Origin of the sequence: Chitinophaga chungangae (genome assembly GCF_017742215.1) — a bacterium.
GTDB classification, from domain to species: Bacteria; Bacteroidota; Bacteroidia; order Chitinophagales; family Chitinophagaceae; genus Chitinophaga; species Chitinophaga chungangae.
Genome location: NZ_JAGHKP010000004.1, coordinates 694,820 through 713,377, shown reverse-complemented (window position 1 = coordinate 713,377; position 18,558 = coordinate 694,820). Strand labels below are relative to the sequence as shown.

Annotated in this window: 14 protein-coding genes; 6 read left to right on the top strand and 8 right to left on the bottom strand. The window is 43.2% G+C overall.

Annotated features, from left to right (window positions below):
- Positions 1-30 precede the first annotated feature (30 nt).
- Positions 31-1,104 (top strand): cell division protein ZipA C-terminal FtsZ-binding domain-containing protein, encoded by a 1,074-nt coding sequence (locus J7I43_RS22440; RefSeq protein WP_209148113.1) that lies wholly within the window; start codon positions 31-33, stop codon positions 1,102-1,104.
- A gap of 9 nt (positions 1,105-1,113) precedes the next feature.
- Here J7I43_RS22440 and J7I43_RS22435 read toward each other — a convergent pair whose 3' ends face one another.
- Complete coding sequence (locus J7I43_RS22435) at positions 1,114-3,261, bottom strand: GH92 family glycosyl hydrolase (protein ID WP_209148112.1); 2,148 nt, start codon at positions 3,259-3,261, stop codon at positions 1,114-1,116.
- 111 nt (positions 3,262-3,372) lie between these two features.
- Positions 3,373-4,200, bottom strand: coding sequence for a phytanoyl-CoA dioxygenase family protein (locus J7I43_RS22430; RefSeq protein ID WP_209148111.1), 828 nt, complete (start codon positions 4,198-4,200; stop codon positions 3,373-3,375).
- Positions 4,201-4,333: 133 nt separating this feature from the next.
- Here J7I43_RS22430 and J7I43_RS22425 point away from each other — a divergent pair, with 133 nt between their 5' ends.
- Positions 4,334-5,197 carry a helix-turn-helix domain-containing protein gene (locus J7I43_RS22425; RefSeq protein ID WP_209148110.1) on the top strand — a complete coding sequence of 288 codons (864 nt, stop codon included), beginning with the start codon at positions 4,334-4,336 and terminating at the stop codon, positions 5,195-5,197.
- Positions 5,198-5,199: 2 nt separating this feature from the next.
- Here the strand turns inward: J7I43_RS22425 and J7I43_RS22420 are convergent, their stop codons facing one another.
- Positions 5,200-6,045 (bottom strand): pepsin/retropepsin-like aspartic protease family protein, encoded by an 846-nt coding sequence (locus J7I43_RS22420; protein WP_209148109.1) that lies wholly within the window; start codon positions 6,043-6,045, stop codon positions 5,200-5,202.
- Between the two features lie 160 nt (positions 6,046-6,205).
- Between J7I43_RS22420 and J7I43_RS22415 the strand changes: the two genes are divergently transcribed.
- The 3 genes from J7I43_RS22415 to J7I43_RS22405 all read left to right on the top strand — a co-directional run bounded on the left by J7I43_RS22415 (position 6,206) and on the right by J7I43_RS22405 (position 8,105).
- A complete protein-coding gene (locus J7I43_RS22415) occupies positions 6,206-6,763 on the top strand; it encodes a TolB-like translocation protein (RefSeq protein ID WP_209148108.1) in 558 nt (185 codons plus the stop codon).
- A 296-nt stretch (positions 6,764-7,059) separates the two neighbouring features.
- On the top strand, positions 7,060-7,377 hold the full coding sequence (locus J7I43_RS22410; protein WP_209148107.1) for a hypothetical protein: 318 nt from the start codon (positions 7,060-7,062) through the stop codon (positions 7,375-7,377).
- Positions 7,378-7,388: 11 nt separating this feature from the next.
- Positions 7,389-8,105 (top strand): hypothetical protein, encoded by a 717-nt coding sequence (locus J7I43_RS22405; RefSeq protein WP_209148106.1) that lies wholly within the window; start codon positions 7,389-7,391, stop codon positions 8,103-8,105.
- A gap of 293 nt (positions 8,106-8,398) precedes the next feature.
- Here J7I43_RS22405 and J7I43_RS22400 read toward each other — a convergent pair whose 3' ends face one another.
- Genes J7I43_RS22400 through J7I43_RS22380 form a run of 5 tightly spaced genes read right to left on the bottom strand, consistent with a single transcriptional unit; the run spans position 8,399 to position 16,829 of the window.
- On the bottom strand, positions 8,399-10,249 hold the full coding sequence (locus J7I43_RS22400) for an ATP-binding protein (RefSeq protein ID WP_209148105.1): 1,851 nt from the start codon (positions 10,247-10,249) through the stop codon (positions 8,399-8,401).
- A complete protein-coding gene (locus J7I43_RS22395; protein WP_209148104.1) occupies positions 10,246-13,956 on the bottom strand; it encodes a protein kinase family protein in 3,711 nt (1,236 codons plus the stop codon). The genes J7I43_RS22400 and J7I43_RS22395 overlap by 4 nt, the downstream gene beginning before the upstream one ends.
- Entirely contained in the window at positions 13,956-15,164 is a 1,209-nt protein-coding gene (locus J7I43_RS22390) for a hypothetical protein (RefSeq protein ID WP_209148103.1), read from the bottom strand. The genes J7I43_RS22395 and J7I43_RS22390 overlap by 1 nt, the downstream gene beginning before the upstream one ends.
- Positions 15,151-16,413 carry a DNA cytosine methyltransferase gene (locus tag J7I43_RS22385; protein WP_209148102.1) on the bottom strand — a complete coding sequence of 421 codons (1,263 nt, stop codon included), beginning with the start codon at positions 16,411-16,413 and terminating at the stop codon, positions 15,151-15,153. Before J7I43_RS22385 ends, J7I43_RS22390 begins: the two co-directional genes overlap by 14 nt.
- Complete coding sequence (locus J7I43_RS22380) at positions 16,410-16,829, bottom strand: very short patch repair endonuclease (RefSeq protein ID WP_262898821.1); 420 nt, start codon at positions 16,827-16,829, stop codon at positions 16,410-16,412. The genes J7I43_RS22385 and J7I43_RS22380 overlap by 4 nt, the downstream gene beginning before the upstream one ends.
- Positions 16,830-17,080: 251 nt before the next feature.
- On the opposite strand from J7I43_RS22380, the gene J7I43_RS22375 reads away from it, so the two are divergent.
- Positions 17,081-18,547 (top strand): recombinase family protein, encoded by a 1,467-nt coding sequence (locus tag J7I43_RS22375; RefSeq protein WP_209148100.1) that lies wholly within the window; start codon positions 17,081-17,083, stop codon positions 18,545-18,547.
- The last annotated feature ends 11 nt before the right edge of the window (positions 18,548-18,558 follow it).

The following is an 18,558-nucleotide window of genomic DNA, read 5'->3' as shown; positions in this document are numbered from 1 at the left end:
TCAACTCAAACGATCCCTCAAATACCGCATATGAAATACCTGATCATCGCAATTTGCATTTTTGGCCTCGCCGCCCTTGTCTATTACTATTTCCGGTCAAGGAAACCTTCCGCAAACGGCTATTTTATTTCATCGTACGGGCAAAGCCAGGAAAGGGTCGAAGCTTTGGGCCTCGGGCGGCCGTCGGAGGATGTTTCCCACTTGCTGAGCTCCGTAAAGTTCCCTTCTCATGGGGAAACCGCGCATGAGCGCGAATACAAAGCCGATCCCGGAACAGACTGGATCATCGGCCTGGAACTTGCCCCCGGCAAACATCTGACAAAGCGTGATGTGCAGGATATCTTCGACCGCGACTGGCGGTCCAACTTTTCTTCCGCCATTTACGGCCATTCCCCCGTTGACGATCAATGGCATTATGCCAATGCGGGAGACAGCCCGGAAACGTTCGATTCCATACAGGTAGCGGTAAGCGTACAGGAAATTTTTGACGAAGAAAACCCGGATTACGATCCCGGAAAACTGGAAAGATACCTGCCGGAGCTGGAAAAAAAGACCCGGAAACACCCCGCAATCCGGTCGCTTAAAGCAGGGCCCGTCAGCGAAGCCGTACAAAAAGCCAAAAAACTCGTGGAGTTCCACGCGCGTTTCAACCACGATGCCATTATCGTTTTACAAAGCAACGGCATGTTCAACGGGCTGAAAGCCTGGGATGCGCTGCTCTGCACCGGTTTAAAATGGGGCGACGGCGACCTGTTCCACTGGAACAATCACGATTCCAATTACGGGCACGACCAACACTTCAGCGTGTGGACCATCACGGAACCTGGATATTTTTTACCCGAAAACGTAAAGAATGGCCAGATGAATCCCGCGAACCTTGTTTTTGGTTTTTCCATCCCCAGGAGCGCCGATCCGAAACTTGTCTTCGACGCGATGCTAAATGCCGTAAAGTATTGCCAGAAACGTTTGGGCGGTGATCTGCTGAATGCCGAAGGCCAGCCTTTTAATGAAGCTGCGGAAAAAGAAAAACTTCATGCGCTGGTAAACGAAATGGTCCAAAACGGGCTGGAACCCGGCTCGGATATGGCGTTAAGGAGTTTCTGATGCGATCGTTTATTTTGTGACCACCTCAACCTTCCCGCCGTTTTTAAACAGGTCGTGCGGAACAAAATATCCTTTGACCGGTTTCCCGTTCACTTTAATGGCAGCCATGTTCCTGCTTTTGCCGCTTTTGGTGATGGTGAGCGTTTTGCCGGTGGAAGTTTTCCATTTCACTTCGTCGAACAGCGGCACGGTTACGAGATATTCCGGGTCGGTGGCGGAAAAAGTGTAAAGGCCCAGCGAGCTGAGCACGTACCAGGCGGACATTTCGCCCGCATCGTCCATCCCGCAAAGCGCAAGCCCGGCATCGCCGATGCCGTACAGGCTGTTGAGGATCGTGTCGATGATCTGCTGCGATTTTTCGGGCTTGCCGATAAAATAATACGCGAACGGCGCTTCATGGTCGGGCTGGTTGCCGTGGCAATACTGCCCGATCATGGATTCCACGTTCCTCGCGATATGGCGGGGATTCCAGGGAACGGTGAATAACGAATCCAGCTTCGATTCAAAACCCGCCGGGCCGCCGTACAATTCAATCAGGCCGTTCATATCGTGCGGCGCGAAAAACGACACCTGCCAGGCGTTCGCTTCGCGGTACATGTATTCGTAATAGGGATATTGCGGGTCGAAATTTTTGATCCATTCACCGTTATCCAGCCTGCCTCTCATAAAACGCACCGATGGGTCGAACATATTTTTATAGTTCTTCGAGCGCGCCATCAAGATGCGGTAATTCGCGGTGTCGCCGAGTTTTTTCGCCATCAGCGCCAGCGAATAATCGTCGTACGAATATTCCAGCGTTTTGGAAACGCCTGCTTTGGCCTTCGTTTCCACATGCGGATTGGGAATATCCGGATCGGAAATAAAACCTTTTTCGATGTACTCTCTAATATGCGGGCGGGCGCCGGGCACATTGGCGTTTTTGAGCAGTATTCCGTAAGTGCCTTTCACGTCAAAATCGTCGATGCCGCGCAGGTAGGCGCCGGCAATGGAAGAAGCGCCATGGTCGCCGTGGAAGAACGTCGGGATAAAACCTCTTTTATCGCCCACGTCTTTCATAGACTTGATCACATCGAGCGCCACGCGGGGTGAAACCAGCCCCAGCAGCACGTCTTTGTTGCGGTAAGTATCCCACAGCGAAGGTTCCGTATAATAATTAAAATCCGCTTTCGCCTTATTCCGCTTCGCGTCCGTAAATTCCCCGTTCACGTCGCTGCGAAGCGCCGGCCACAGGAAAGAACGGTACAGGCTTGAATAGAACATCCGGCGTTGTTTCTCCGTTCCTCCTTTTACCTGTATCGTAGACAATAATTTTTCCCAGGTATTGGTCGCGTCGTTGCGCACCTGTGTGAAGGATCTGCCGCCGATCTCGTGCTGCAGGTTTTCTTTGGCGTTTTCAATGCTTACGAACGACAGGCCGATCTTCATTTCCACCGGCCCGTTGCCGCCATCCGCAAGATGCGCCACGGCAAAACCGCTGCGCTGGCCTTCTTCCTTCTTCTCCAGTTTTTCGATCTTCGTATTCAGCGTTGCGTAAAAATAAATGCGCTCGCCCGTTTGCTGATAACCCTGCAACGCCGCATCTCCCGCCTGCTCTATCGCCCAGCTGGAAACGCGGTTGTTCGCCCTGGCCAGGTCGAACAGTATCCGGCGGTCTTTCCCGTTTTTATATTCGTATTGATGATAACCGCAACGCAGCGTGGACGTGAGGTTTACGTTCACCTGGTAATCGTCCAGGTACACCTGGTAAAACCCTGGCGCGGAGCTTTCTTTTTTGTGCGAGAACCGGGAACCGAATTTTTCGCCCGGGCTGGAAAGCGGCAGCACGGGGATGTTGCAGAGGTTCCAATGCCCTTTGTTGGTATGCGTAAAACCGTAGATCACGGAATCTTCATATTCATAACCCGCGCCGGAACCGTATTCCGTCATGGGACTGAGCTGCACCATGGCATTGGGCAACGAGCTGCCGGGAAAGGTAAGCCCCGCCCAGGAACGCCAACCCTCGGGCAGCTTGTAACCCAGTATTTTCGGATCGGTAAGCGGTTCCGTGCCGATAAAAGTATTGACGTACCGGGTATAGGTGGTGGCAGACTGGCCTTTTGCCAACGTGGAAACCAGCAGCAGGGCTATAGCCGGCAGGACTGTAAACGGGTATTTCATTATTCTGATGGAATTTCGTGAGCTGTATCTGATCCGCTAAAAATAACAACTAAATCGATATAGTTCACACTTTCCGGGCTTTTTGTGACCAGCGGTTAAAGTAGCGGAACGTCATTTTAATGCTTCGTCTTTATCCTTTTCCAGGAAAGCCGCGCTTTCGCTAATCTCTTCCGCCGCCCAGTCCAGCAAAGCCTCGTCCGGCACCATTTGCACGGGCACCGTACTGGACTGCGAAGGTTCGTTATACGGTACGTTCGCGGCGCGGTTGTACACGGAAATCAGCGACCAGCGTGGATTTTCAGACAGGTTCGCTTCGGAGCGGTGCAGCAGGTTGGGGTGAAAAATGAGGCAGTCTCCCGCTTTCAGTTCCACGTACAACAGCTCCATCGTTTTCAGCGCCAGCTCCACGTAGTGGCCGGAAGCGCCCACCTGTTCGCCTGCAAAACCATGTTCGATGCGGCCCATTTTGTGGGAGCCTTTGATCACCTGCAGGCAGCCGTTTTCTATATTGGCGTCCGTAATGGCGATCATGATGGAGGTCATCTGGTCGGGGAAAAGAAATTCATTTTTGTACCAGTAACCGTAGTCCTGGTGCCATTCCCAGGCGCCGCCCACACGTGGTTCCTTCTGCATCAGCTTGCTGTGAAAATGGCAAACGGCCGAATCGCCGTCCATCAGCGCGGCGGCGGACTGCACCATACGCTTGCTTTTGGTGAGCAGTCCGTATGCGTCGTTTCCGGGCGAATACCAGAGCGTGAGTTTTGTTTTTTTACCGGTCTGATCGTTCAGATCGAAAGCGTGCCGGCGCATGAGGCCGTCTGCAAACGCAATGTCCTGCAGTTTTTTCACTTCCGCTTCGCGGAGGAAATTTCGCACGATGACGTAGCCGTTTTGATGATATTCGCCGATTTGATTGGCGTTTAATTGAAAGTTTTCCATAACGTAAGCATTGATCTTATTTCAAAGCTACAGGCTATGGCATTGGGAAACCACCATTTTACAGGCACATTTCTATACTTTTATAGCAAAATATGATGATTAATGCGTAATTTATAAGCATAATACAATCGTTATGAAACCTGCGCTGGAACATCTGCCCAGGGAGCAGAACCATTCTTTCGTCGTAAAGGATTTTGATTACAGTTATTACCCGACGCCCTGGCATTATCACCCGGAGTACGAGATCGTGTTGGTAACCGAGAGCACGGGCAAACGTTTTATCGGCGATCATTTGTCCGATTTCCAGCCGGGCAACCTGGCGCTGATCGGCGCCAATCTCCCGCATCATTACCGCAACGACGATAAATATCTCGAAGAAGGTTCGCGGCTGCGCGCGCGTTCCATCGTGATACATTTTACGGAAGCCTCGCTGGGAGAAGATTTCCTGGCTTTGCCGGAAAGCAGGCGCATCCGGAAGCTCTTCGCCCGCGCCGTTTGCGGGCTGGACGTGGGCGGCGCCACACAACGCAAAGTGAGCCGCAAACTGCAGGAGATCGTGCAGCTCAGCGGCATGCGGCGCTGGCTTTGCCTGGTGGATATACTGCAGGACATTGCGGAATCCAAAAGCCTCATGTCAATTACGCGTTCGCCTTTTGTAGGCCACAACCCGAAAGAATCCAGCCGCCTGAGCGATGTGTTCGACTGGATACATGCCCATTTCGACAACGACATCAGGCTGGGCGAAGCCGCGGCCATAGCAGGTATGCAGGAAAACGCGTTTTCGCGTTTCTTTTCGCTGCGCACCCGCAAAACATTTTCGGGTTTCGTGCAGGAGTTAAGATTGCAAAAAGCCGCGCGCCTGCTGGAAGAAAACGAGTTAGCGGTTACGGAAGTGTGTTATGAATGCGGGTACAACAATATTTCCAATTTCAACCGCCAGTTTTTGCAGCATTACGGCGTAAGCCCGCTGAAATACCGTCGCGGGCGCAGCGATTAAGGTTATTTGGCGCGGAACAACACGAGATCGAGCATGTGATCGTGAAAATTAAAAATGGCGTTGAATTGCCGCAGCACCTGCATGCCGATGAGATTGGACGGCGCTTTTTTCCTGACAACGACCAGCTGGTTTTTCATTACAAACTCTCCTATCCTGATCTCCGGCACTTTCACTTCATACATCGTATCTTCCGAGGCGAAACGGTTAACGCCCTGTATGGTAACCGTTTTCGGAACGGGCTTATACGCCGCCAGGATCTTCTGCCCCAGTTCGGTGTCTTCCCGCACTAAAAAGCCGTCCGTGCTGCCCCAGTCCAGCGCAAAGCTGTACGTATCCCCCATCAGGGCGCAGCGCGCGTGCGGGTAATCACCTTCCTTAAATGCCATTTTGAATGCGGGCGTGCCGTTTTCCGGGAAAGGGTTCGGCGACAGCCATAACTCTGCGACGGACATATCGATCTTCCAGCAATATTTGCTCAGCGAGGCGATGCCCAGCGAGCCCGCGCGAACGATCTTCCATTCGGGCGGCAAGAGGGAAAACAGTGCATCGTCGAATGAAAGGCCGCCGATGGCGAGCGGGCCGGCGTATAAATTTTTTGAGGTGGTGGTGCCGGTATTGTCGGTGGTTTTGATGCTCCTGCTTTTTTTCAGCAGCGGCGACGCTGCAAAGTCGGGCGACAGGCGGTTGTGGGTGGCGTAGGTGTTGAAAAGCATCGAAACCGTGTCCGGCCCCACGGTGGCGTAAAAAAAGATCCTGCCGGAGGCGTCCGTCGCGAAGGGAACGGTAACCGTTTGGGCGGAGGGCCGGAGTGGAATAGTGAAAAATATGAGGAGGAATAGTTTGTGCATATCGACCGCGGCGGTTTGTACTTAAAGATAATAAAAACTTATCCAGTCTAAAATACCCGCAACCTTTGGCGCGCCCGGTCGTCTTACAGATTGGCCGCTCCCTATGCCTTCCATACCGGGGCCGTCCATGCCTTTTAAATTATTCATCAAAATCATTCACATGAAACACATCCTTATCCTGTTTTTATCAGTTTGTACCTTTGCCGGTTATGGGCAGGACAAAGCCGCTTCCGTGCATTTTAACCATCTCACTGAAGTGCCCGGCACGGAATACGTGATCGCGACCGTTGAAAATTACGGGAAGGCGGCGGCGAGCAGAAGCAGGTATTTGTTATTTATCAATTCGGCGAACGGCCAGTCGAAACAGGTGGATTTCCCGAATGATTCCTACATCAGCGATGTTGAACAGATCAAGCTCGACAGCATAAAGCTCAATATCATACTGGTATCAGCCAAAACGGTGAACCTGGACAGGGATAAAAGCATCGACTGGAACGACCCGATGCAGATCTTTTCCATTTCCGTTGACGGGCAGGAGAAAAAACAACTGACCGAAGATAATTTCTACGCCCGCACCTGGACGATCAATAAACAGACCGGCTCGATCGTGATCACCGGGCATTACGACAGCAATAACAGCGGGAAATATGATCGTGGCGATAAAGGCCAGATCGTGGTGGTTGATCTGAGGTCTGGGACGGTGGTGAGGAAGATATAGCCGGCGTTTCTTTTCACGGGATTTTCCCTATCTTAATCAACATGAGACTTCTTTACGTTCTATCCGGCACGACCAAAACATTGTTTGTCGCAACAGCGGTGTGCTTTTTGAAATGCAGATCATGAAACCCTGCCCAGGACCGGGCAGGGTAAATAAAACAGTAATAATGAAACTTGTGGGATAAACAAATCCCCATCATCCCCCACTTCTCTTTTCTAAAGAAATTTTGAAATGTAAAGCGAATTTAATTAACTTTGAAATACAAAGTGCTTTCCAAGTATCATAAATTCAACGGTATGAAAATTTCCGTAAAAAAATTCGTCGTTATCTTTCTCATTTCTGCGTTTGCTTTCAGTTTTATCTCCAATTTAATTTTGGAACCTGTAAACGGCGAGTGGTTCCCGGGAAGTGATTCACCAATAGCCTGGAAAAGAAACTTAGCCGCCATTATATATCCGGTTAAACTGGTTTTGGTTGGCCCCCTGTCAACAATATTCAACGATCCGGACCCAGCCCCCCCGATCCGGGCGCTTGCCTGTGCTGTATATTGGACCGTTATTGCATTAGCGCTTCATTTTATTCTAAGTAAAATATTCTCCCATAAAAAAGCATAAGTTTTATCAGGATGAACAGGCTTGAAGAAATATACTACGAGGCAAAGTCTGATAGATGGTTTAAAGGGTTTGCTGTTTTTTGTCGCATTGCAATGGCAGCAAGTTTTCTTCCTGCGGGCATGGTCAAAATAATGGGTGAGCGGTTTGCGGAAGGTTTGCCATCCAACAATCCTTTAGGGCATTACTTCGATGCCTTATACCAGACAGGATATTACTACACATTTATTGGAATTACTCAGGTTATAATAGCCATATTACTGCTGATCCCGAGAACTTCGTTTCTTGGTGCACTGATGTATTTTCCTGTCATCATTAATATTTGTGTGCTCACTTATGCTACCCGCTTTGACGGTACAAGGATTGTGACGATGATGGTTTTGGCTTGCCTGTATCTGTTAATTTGGGATTATGACCGTATCAAATACATTTTGCCGTTTAAACAACCACCCAAAACAGATCCTCCTGCCATAAAAAAACCTTTAGGCAAACGCCTGCGAATTATATTTTTTGGAAGTTGCATCGCAGTGTTAGCGATTATCATTATCGGTACTTCCTATTTATTTGAGATCACGCCGGGCAATTCTGAAGAAGAGTGCAGGAATGGATGCGCTGCCCGTCCTGCGGCTTGCGAGTTTTGTGATTGCATCTATAGCGAAGGCAAACCGCTGGATAGCTGTTTAGCAGCTTATGATAAGGCAAAAAAAATTCGCAGGTCTGATGCCAGGTAATGTCTTCCCAATAGGCATCTTCTACTATTTTCTTTTCATATGGTTCGTCAACCTCCATGAAGATCATTGAAAACAAGAGGGAACCCGGCCAAAAAACAGAAACCCGCGCTTGGCGCGGGTTTCTGAAAAATCGTGCGGGGAAGAGGGGATTGGGTTTGAACCATTTTGCCAACCATGCCCTTCGAACTTCCAAACTATCTGCAACCTCCTTGGTCCAGTTAATCAATTTCAAAAATGGACTCAAAACTTCAAAGATCAAATACACTTTATTATTTTTTTAATATCGAAGTACGTTATTTACTATATTGATTATAAGTTTCAATAAATTCTTTATGGTATTCCTTTGATTGCTCCAAAAGCTCAATGTACGTTTTTACAAAAACCTCGCCCGATTTCATATAGGTCTGTTCTTTATCTCTAAATTTCCTGCTATTCGCTTTACTACCTCCCACAACAAAACAAACCACTTTGGAAAATCCCGACTGCGTAGAGTACTTTTCCTTTAAAAATGATTGGTAATCATATGCCTGTTCCAATGCATTTTCATCAACCTCAAACGAACTTCGCTTTATCTCGATCACATAAAGTATCTCGCCAAGTGCATTGCTGCACAGAAAGTCAATTCTCCTGTTAGTTTCACTTAATTTTTCATCCGGAAAATGCTCTTTCAAGAGTAAGGAATAATATACCTCATCTTTAAATTCCAAAATTCTAGGATCCAAAAGCCAAGAAAATTTCTTTAAAAAATTATGAAGTGTTGGCACTTCCCGAGTATCTGTTCTTAAGTATTCCTCAAATTGCTTAATTACCTCAACCCTGGAAATTGAAATATCTCTGAATTGTCTAGCTTCAATTGCTTTCCAATCTTCTATCAACTTCAGAAACTCAGGCAATTGTTCCTCGCTCGAAATTTCCGCGATCTTTTCAGCGTATTCCTTAAATGTCCTGTTATCAAACTTATCCATGACATTTTTAATTATTTCGCTTGACTTATCTGCCTCTATCCTAGGATTTGAAAGAATTGGATTAAAAATTTTGTCACTTAGTTCCCTTTCGAAAGTCGGTAATGTTTGTTGCCACTCAGCTATATCGAGACTAGTCTCCTTCTTTATGTCTTCCCTTTTTGCCTCAGATCGCTTTCGTTTCCATTCATTGCCAATTTTCTTTATCACATTTTGTAAAAAAGCCTGTAATTCCTTAGTCTGATCATTTTCCCAGTTTAAAGAATGCCTATCTGTTGATATTACGTCCTCATCAAATTCATCTATAAAATCAACATCCAAATAGCCTGTAACATATGAATGAAACTGGTCATTATCTCTCAATCCATAAAAACTTGCAGTATTAACTATTTTACCCCTCGATACCAAATAGATACCCGACATATCAGTGTCCTTTATTGGCGTTAATGTAGTCAATATAAATCCTTTTACTTGGTCTTTATATCTATATACTTCGTCCAAACTATTCGGGAAATTCCACCTAAACTGTTCTTCAAAGGAATTAAACTTCATTTCATTTGTCACGATGGTCTCATTTGCTTCATTTAAAAACATCGTAAGCTTAAGAACATCAAAAATCATGAATTTTTTCGACAGGCTAACCGCTATATCCGACAAATTAAATCCTGACTTCCTTCTAATCGATTTTAAATAAAGTGTTGTTCCGTTCTTTTGAGTTGTGGAAGTATTTTTGCTCACTAATAGCTCCGGGTTATAAGTTCCAGTATTAGAGTTTTTAATGTCTTCCAAGTTCATTTTAAAATGATTTAGAATTCCGCCTTTCACTGACTTAACTTCAATTATGTCACAAATACCGAAGACTGACAGTTTTCCCAGCCCTTTTTTGCCAATAACGAATCTGTCTTTAGCAGTTTTGCTGTCACTGTTCTCCTTCCTACGATTTCGGCCGATCAACAGAAATTTTTCATTTAACTCATCAAAAGACATACCTGTTCCGTCATCTTCATAAACAATTTCCTTACTTCCCTCTCGATCATAAAAGGTTATATATACCTTATCAGCATCTGCATCCCATGAATTAGATACTAATTCCGATAATACACTCGGCAACTTTGAGTATAAAGAAATACCTAAATGCTCAATTGTATTGGGGTCAAATTTTAATGTGAGGTTTTCACTCATGATTTCGAAGATTTATTTTTTTCCACTTTTATAATTTTAAAGCTCTTCGAGCCCTTTGAAAAATGCTCTACATCCCATTTCTCAGGCTTAACATACCAACATTGTGATACTTTAAATATCGAAGAGAAGATCGCAGCGGCTATAGTTTCCATCTTGCTACCTGTAAGCCCGATTTCAAATGGAAAATTATTCTGAACAAAATAAACAAAGTAATCTTTTGAAATCTGCTCCAAAATGTCAGAAAGATTATTTTGGTTAACTTGATGAATTATAGCGGAATTCAACTTGCGTAAAGAGAATTCTGCTGACACCCTGGCCAATTTTTCCCTTGGTGTATCACCATCTGGAACTAAAACACTAATCTGCTCATAGTCTCGATCGTCAAGAAGCGTATAAAGTCTTTCATGTTTGGCTGATGCAAACGCCAATAACACTCTGGGGTCAGAGATATTTGTATAATGTGGCAAAAGATTCAGAAGTGAATAAGGTCCAGTTTCTCCTTTGTGTACTGAAGCAATCTCTTGGAGAAGTACGGAGGAATCATTATCTGAATACAAATTTAAAAATCTCTCAACGTCATCGTCGAGGGGGTATTCTAGCCCCGGTGTAGTTATTGATAAGTATAGGAGGCTGTTTTTAGAATAGGCTGCCTTTATTGATTTGAATATCACCCCTTTGGGCAAACCGGTGGCGTCGCAGAGAACAGCCTTATTTTCTAATTCAGAGATAACCTTGTCAAAATCTTCCGGAGTTACTGTTACTTTTTCGCTATTGTTTAATGTTGAAAATGCGTTTAAAATTTGCTCAGTTTGACCATCTTCATCAAATTTTATAAAAATAACCTTCTTAGGATTTAATAATGCAATTTGTTTAGCGGAATTTAGTGTCGCTTCTTCAAATCCAAGGCCGACAATAGCAATATCGATATGCAATCCCATATGGCCTTCTTTTGAAATGTCAGAAATAGAAGGCAATTTTTCCTTAATAAAGCTAAAATCATTCTTTTTCTGTCTATCTTCTATCTGATAGGATTCTTCAAATGGGATTAATTGTTGAACCCTTTGAAGTGGCCTGCTATCAGAAGATAAAGAAGGTTCGATATCTGTATTTTCCAATATTCTTTTTATCTCTCCTTCCGAAATTGGATTTAGGTTTTTTATTAAGATGTTCTTCCCATTTTTAGGATTATTTAACCAGTCCTCTAAAGGCTTACCGGATAATTCAAATCTATCCGCGCTGGAGAGTCCAATATGCTTACTAACCCCATACAACTTTCTAAACACAAGTTTAAATTGTTGCTGGGGCTTAAGCCCTTGTCGATTAGTCCTAGAAGCCTCCGGTCCCCCCTGAAGATTAAAAATGCCAGCATCAATTAACTTTCGGACCTCATTATTTTGTTCTTCCTTGTCTCCGTGTGTGATATTTATGAAAATTGAAGTATACTGCCTCAATCGATCCGTTTCTCTTTTTGCTTTTCTTATTGCGGATTGTACGAGAAGGTGGTGAGATGCATCGGCAAAAGATTCGACAAAATCAAGATATCGAGTATCTCTTCTATTTAGATCATACAATCTAGAATTGCATAATTGAAGGTAACATTCATTCTGAACCTTTGCATCAACAGGATAATTTGTAACACCTACCGACCTTTTTAATATTAACTCGTATAAGGTTATCACGTCACCTAAATCCCCAACACAGACAGCAGTAAGAGCGGATATACCATGGTAAAGATCCTTTTTCTTTGAGGCCTTTTCTTCCCTAACAATATTCTCAGCTATTGATATTAGTGTCTCATCTCCCAATATTTCAGAAGGACGTGTATCTTTTGGATGCAGTGGAAAATATTTAGCTCGTCTCAACAAAATATCTTCAATAAATCTTTGTCCTTCATGATGTCCCTCATGTATTATCTGATTAACTTCTCTTCCCAAATCAAATATTGAGTAATCCCTTCCTATTTTTGCTTGCGAAGTACTTCCCGGGGCCATAATCACCATTTCAAGGGTTTGCGCCTCCGTTGTGAATTTAAATGCACAGGTTTCATCCTGAAACAGTAATTCGGAAATAAGTTTGATAATATTTTTATCGCTCAAATATCTTGTAGAAACATCATCTAAAAGGAAGTATATATTTGATTGAGTAAAAATTTCGGAAGATTTTTTAATAGCTTCCGCAAGCTGCGGAAAGGCAATTTTTGGATGAATATTTATTTTATGCGCAGACTGTCCGTCACTGAGGGTATTGAGATACTTTTTTAGAATATTTTCCAGACTATAGTCACTGGTAATTTCTGAGAGTTCGGCACCTTCACTGATTATTGATGATAAAGTAGTCGCAATAGGAGCATAAAAATCTTTTCTGACAGCATCTGGCTTTAAATCTCTTAAGTGACGGATTGAGTGAATTGCCTGTATTGCAAAACCAATAAGTAATTTTGAATATGGCTCAAATATTTCCTTATATCCACCATCCTTTAAGGCATTAAAATCCAGTAATTTTACGCAAGAAATGTATAAACCTACGTAACGCTCCGACGGACTGACAAGACGGTCAATAATTTTAGTCGTATTGGTTTTCTCTTCTGTATTTTGCGGCATCAGTCTTGCATGAAATTCTAATGCCCTTAACAGCATAGTTTTACCACAACCTCGCATCCCTGTAATTACTTGCGGGCCTTTTACACTTATTCTTTTTGCCCAGGCATTATCCTTATCTACAAATAAAGATGCTACATGCCATGGACTAAGGGATTGTGCATTTACTGCATCATCAAAACTCTTCAAAACAAGCTCCTGCTCCCAAGGATTGGTGTGTGAGTGAAAAGTATCCTTGATCTGATTTATTAAGTCTTTATAAGTTATCTGCTTCTGAGACAGTATTTCAGGTTTTAAAAAATCTGCTTTCTCCTCAAGTAGAAAAGCAAGTCTCCAGTCTTTATCACTATATTTATCAGGGTTATCGGTTATTCTTCTGCTTAATTGATTAAGACATTGGCCTATCCAATGCAAATCGCCGATTCTATCAGAATCATCATGACTTTTTGTTTTCTGATTTAATGATCCCAGATCAATTGCTACGACTTTAATGTTCTCATCTATCTCATTAAATCGCTTTCTAGCGGGAGAAAGGTTTTCAATAATAAGATTACCTGGATGAAGATCGTTATGATACGTCTTATTTGACCTAAGCTCGTGCAAGAGTGTTACAAGATCAATTGATATTTGAGCAATAGTTTTAGCAGGAATATTAGCTGTGTCTTCAAAGTACTGCTTCAGCGTCAATCCATCCAAATACTCGAGACCAACTACATGACAATTAATAGTTACACCGTTCGAAAATGTTACAGGGATATTGTCAAAATAGATGTTGGGGTCTATTTGAACGACATGGGTTGAATTTTGTGAAAGCAGAAAATGATTTTTGCATTCTTCCTCGAAATTTTTGTTCTGAATCCTGTATAAGTCAACAGGAATTATTTTTACTACTTTTTTTACTGCATTGCCAAATGCAGATAGTTCACCTATATATGTAGCTCCATAAAATCCTCGAGCCAATGGCTCGAGGATTTTAATAGCACCAATTGTAGGTGGGAAATACTCTAAAGGAAAACCATAGGGCAGTCCGCAGGTAGGGCATAGGTCGGTCAAGTTTTTTAGACTATAATCGTTGGCGGCTGGACAATTAAAGCAGCTATATTTTTCCATTATACTATTTCTTCGAATTTAATATTATCAATTGGCTCAGCTAAATAACTGACAGCACGCTCTAGATTAGCTCTAAACTCATGAAGATGAGATTCTATACAACGAAACGAGCATATTATATCTCCCTTCTGAACGTAACTATCATTCTTGGCTTTTAAAACAAGCCCGCATGGGTCAGGGAATCTGCCATCTGCTTTCTGCTGAATTCCTACTATAGCATCTCTGATTGCAAGCAGGTCTATATTAAAATAACCATTTTTCTTGGCGCTTATGTAATATTGATGCCCTTTCTTTATATTGAATACAATATCTTCAAAGGAATCTTTCTTTCCCCCTTGCGTTTCAACATTTGCGAAGAAAGCATGACTCAATAACTTAACCGAAAATGGAACAGTTATAGTACCATTAACGCTGCAAGCCATTTGATTGCATACTTCTGCATGACTCTGTAATAAATCATCTGCTGTATCATCTAATAGATGACTTACAGCAAGCAGAGCTTCGCCACGTCCTATATATGGTTGCTGAGCAACTCTCCCGTCAGTAATAAATGACTTTGCTTTTATCCCTGCGAGATTTGCTATTCTATTAAACCTCTTGGCATTGCTCTTGGCAAGTTCCAACGTATGACCAAAATTTCCATGCTCCGACACTCTTACATCAAGACCAATATGGGATAACCCCACCGCTATTTTTTTAGAAAGTAATGATGCTATTGCTAACGACGGAATAGATACTCCATTATTCTTTTTGCGAAAATTAAAAAGGAGAGCATCTAGTGGTGTAAAGTTATTGTTTGCCAGAAAGTGAACATAGTTATTCTCCTCGAGCCACATATGAATTTTTGAAGAATCCGGCTCGATATTGTAGTCTTCTATTTGGGCCAATACATCAATTCCGCCTGCCGGCCTGCCGGGTACACCGAGTTTCAAAACAGACTTTCCAAGATTAAGCAAAAACAGCGGGCATAAAATAGTGCTTAATGAGCCGGGGCCCCCAGTCGAAGGAATGTCGCACAATTCGATACTCTTATCAAACAGTATCTTTTCGCCTGAATCTGCAAGCCTAACTGCGAGGTGCAAAATGTCATCATCAGTTACTTCATTCTGGCGAAAATGAGTAACTATTGCTCCCATGTTTTCGTCATTGGGAGCATTGACGAAGGCAGAGATCAATTGCTTGGTGGTATGTATGTCATTTGTTTTCATTAAGGGCCTGCAGAACCAATTTGGCGATTAACTCCGCCATAAGCGGCGGTACCGCATTACCTATTTGTTTGAAGGCCGGAGTACGATTAATACCCTCTTTTACGCCCTCAAAAAAATAGTCATCCGGAAAGGACTGTAACCTTGCTGCTTCTCGTATTGTCAGTGAACGATTCTGCCTAATATCAGGATGGATATAATAATGGCCATCTTTTGCAATGTGGGCTACAATAGTTTGCGAAGCAGCCTCATCGCCTGCGACTACCTTAAATCTATCACAAAAGGAATCACGATTCTTGTGGGTTTTAAGCCTTTCGGGTAAATGATTATATTGAAGCCGCTCCTTTTCTTTATCCCACTTTTCAACCGCTATTTTATAAATCTCTTTGTCTTGCTCTGTATGGGGACGGGCAACATGTTGCGTTAAAATGTCGATACCATTTCTGATTGAAGCATCAGAAAGATAACTATTAGTTTTACCGCGGTATTTTAGATATCTGCCAGTTGGCTCTCCAGCTTGTATTGCTGGCAAGTCGTTCAGTACCGACTTGACGCTATGACCAGAAACCTTTTTTACAGCTTCCAAATCAGGGATATTGACGGCAATTTCTTGCTGCCAGCCAATTATGATAATCCGCTTCCTATTCTGCAGAACACCAAAATTATTTGCCTCAACCTTGAACACCCGCATGTTGTACCCCTTTTTCAGGAAGAGTTTTTTCATGTTCCTTAGGTAAATACCATTTCCGGCCGACAATAAACCAAGAACATTTTCAAACACAAACATCTTGGGCTTGTACCTTTCAAGATATTTTGCATACTGAACATACAAGTAATTGCGCTGGTCACCTTTCATTCCATTTTCTGATCTGGCCCTGCCGACTACGGAATATGCCTGGCAAGGAGGGCCACCAATGATTAGGTCTACAGTCCTCCCATTTAATTGCTTCTCTATCGCTTTATGGATAGCGGGGTTATGCTCGTGGCCAATGGGTTGATTAATTACAGACAATAGCAAGTTTGATGGGATCTTCTCATAAAGCTCTTTCCTTGATATTTCACCTTTTAGGTAAGATATATAATCCTGATATTTATTTTCAACCTTAAGATAATGATATGCAGTCCGGGTTCTTAATGTAAAACATGCCGCTTGTTCCAGCTCCACGTGGGCTATTGGTTCGAATCCTGCTCTGATAAAGCCCTCAGATAGCCCCCCGGCACCGGCAAACAAGTCTATATAGGTAAAGCTCATTTATTAATTAGTTCGTTCGCTATGTTTTTTAATTTTTCATCTGCCTTCCCATGCTTAAGTTCGCATTCCCATATTACAATTACTTTCCAGCCTTGTTGTTCAAGCTTTTTAATACTATCGTAATCCTTAATCCTATTGCCATTAATTTTAGCCTGCCACCAATCGGTCCTTGTTTTGGGGACTACATAGTATTTGCAATTCTCATGGCCGTGCCAGAAACAACCATTTATAAACAACGCGGTTTTAAATTTTGGGAAAACCATATCTGGCTTTCCAGGTAGCGTTTTGTCATGCAGCTTATAACGTAACCCTTGGGAAAACAAAAACTTGCGAACCATCATTTCGGGCTTAGTATTCTTTCCCTTAATGCGGCTCATATTAAAACTTCTTGTCTGCACAGAGTGAACGTCGGGCATTATAGTACAAAAATAACTCCTTAATATAAATAAAAAAGGCGATTTTTTACTTATCAAAATATCATAATATGTATGACGGCACTTAAGCATGACAGTAAATAGCGAAAAAGTACAACCACAGACATATGCGGCGGTGTAACCCAGCTCTTCTAAGAATTAACGTTATTAAAAGGCAAATTGTATTGTAGAAAGATTAAACACTTTATGTTTTTAATGGCACAACACGTTAATAATTGAATAAAAATACAATCATGAAATCAGCCTATTTATACGTTCGGGTAAGCACCGACGAACAAAAAAGAAAAGGCCATTCTCTTGCAGAGCAAGAAGATCGCCTCATTAGACATTGTGAGATCAACGGGATTCAGGTTAAAGGAATATATCGAGAAGACTATTCGGCAAAGGACTTTAACCGTCCTGAGTGGAAAAGACTCATTAAGAAGCTCCGGAAAAACACCCATAGACCACCTGAAAATATCCTATTCATAAAATGGGATCGATTCAGCAGGAACATCGAATATGCTTATCAAATGATAAGAATGCTAAGAGAGCTGAATGTTCAGCCTATGGCGGTGGATCAACCTATCGATCTTGAAATACCAGAAAGTATAGTCATGCTTGCTGTTTATTTATCCATACCGGAAGCAGAGAACAGCAGGCGGGGTCTGACCACTTCAGACGGAATGCGAAGAGCGAAAAAAATGGGGCGCTGGTCAGGAAGAGCTCCGATAGGTTATGCCAACCGCACAACGCCTGATGGTAAAAGTATCATTGTGCCCAAGCAACCGGAGGCCGATTTTATGAAATGGTCGTTTCAGCAACTGGCAACGGGATCCTTCACGATCAGCCAGGTTAGAAAGATGGCTTGTATAAACGGCTTACGTTGTGCAAAGAGCCACTTTTGGAGACTAGTTCATAACCCTGTATACTGTGGAATCATTAGAATTCCTGCAAACCGAAATGAGGAACAGCAATTTGTAAAGGCAATCCATGAACCACTAATCTCCGAAAGTTTATTCCAACAAGTTCAACTTATAATAACTAAAGACCGAAATAAAAGAGTGAATAGAGATGCATTGAAATCTTTGTTCCCCCTTAGAGGATTCATGTCCTGCCCCTTATGCGGATGTAGAATTACAGGAAGTGTGTCACAAGGGAGGCGGTTAAAATATCCGTATTATCATTGTGTAGGACATAAATGCAAAGGCAGATTCAGGGCAGAACTGTTAAATGGGAGCTACGAAGAAAAATTAAAAGAAATACATCTGCGCCCTGAAGCATATGAGCTTCTTGGTCTCATTCTGGAAGACGAAAACGTTTTAACATATCGAAGGAGATATATTGATGAGCGCAAGAGAATACTGGATTCGATCTCAAAACAAGAGCTTCATATTTCAAAAGCGAGAAAGTATTTCTTGGACGAAAAGATTGACTTCGATGATTTCAGCAAATTGAAAAAGGAGCATAATGAAATATTGAGCCAATTGAATTATCAGTTAAACAGGATTACTCAAAAAATAACAGACTGCGACCTTAACAATAATACGTGGCCCAATATAGATTTTACTGTTCTTCAATCTTACAAAGAACAGGACAGTAAAGGGAAGCGCGATTTTCTTGAACTGTTTACACCCACCGCGATAAACCCGGTGGGAGTAAATATTGATTCCTTAAGAATTAATGTGGCTGTGGCTATGGTTGTGGAATATCGTAAATAGGATTTAACAGA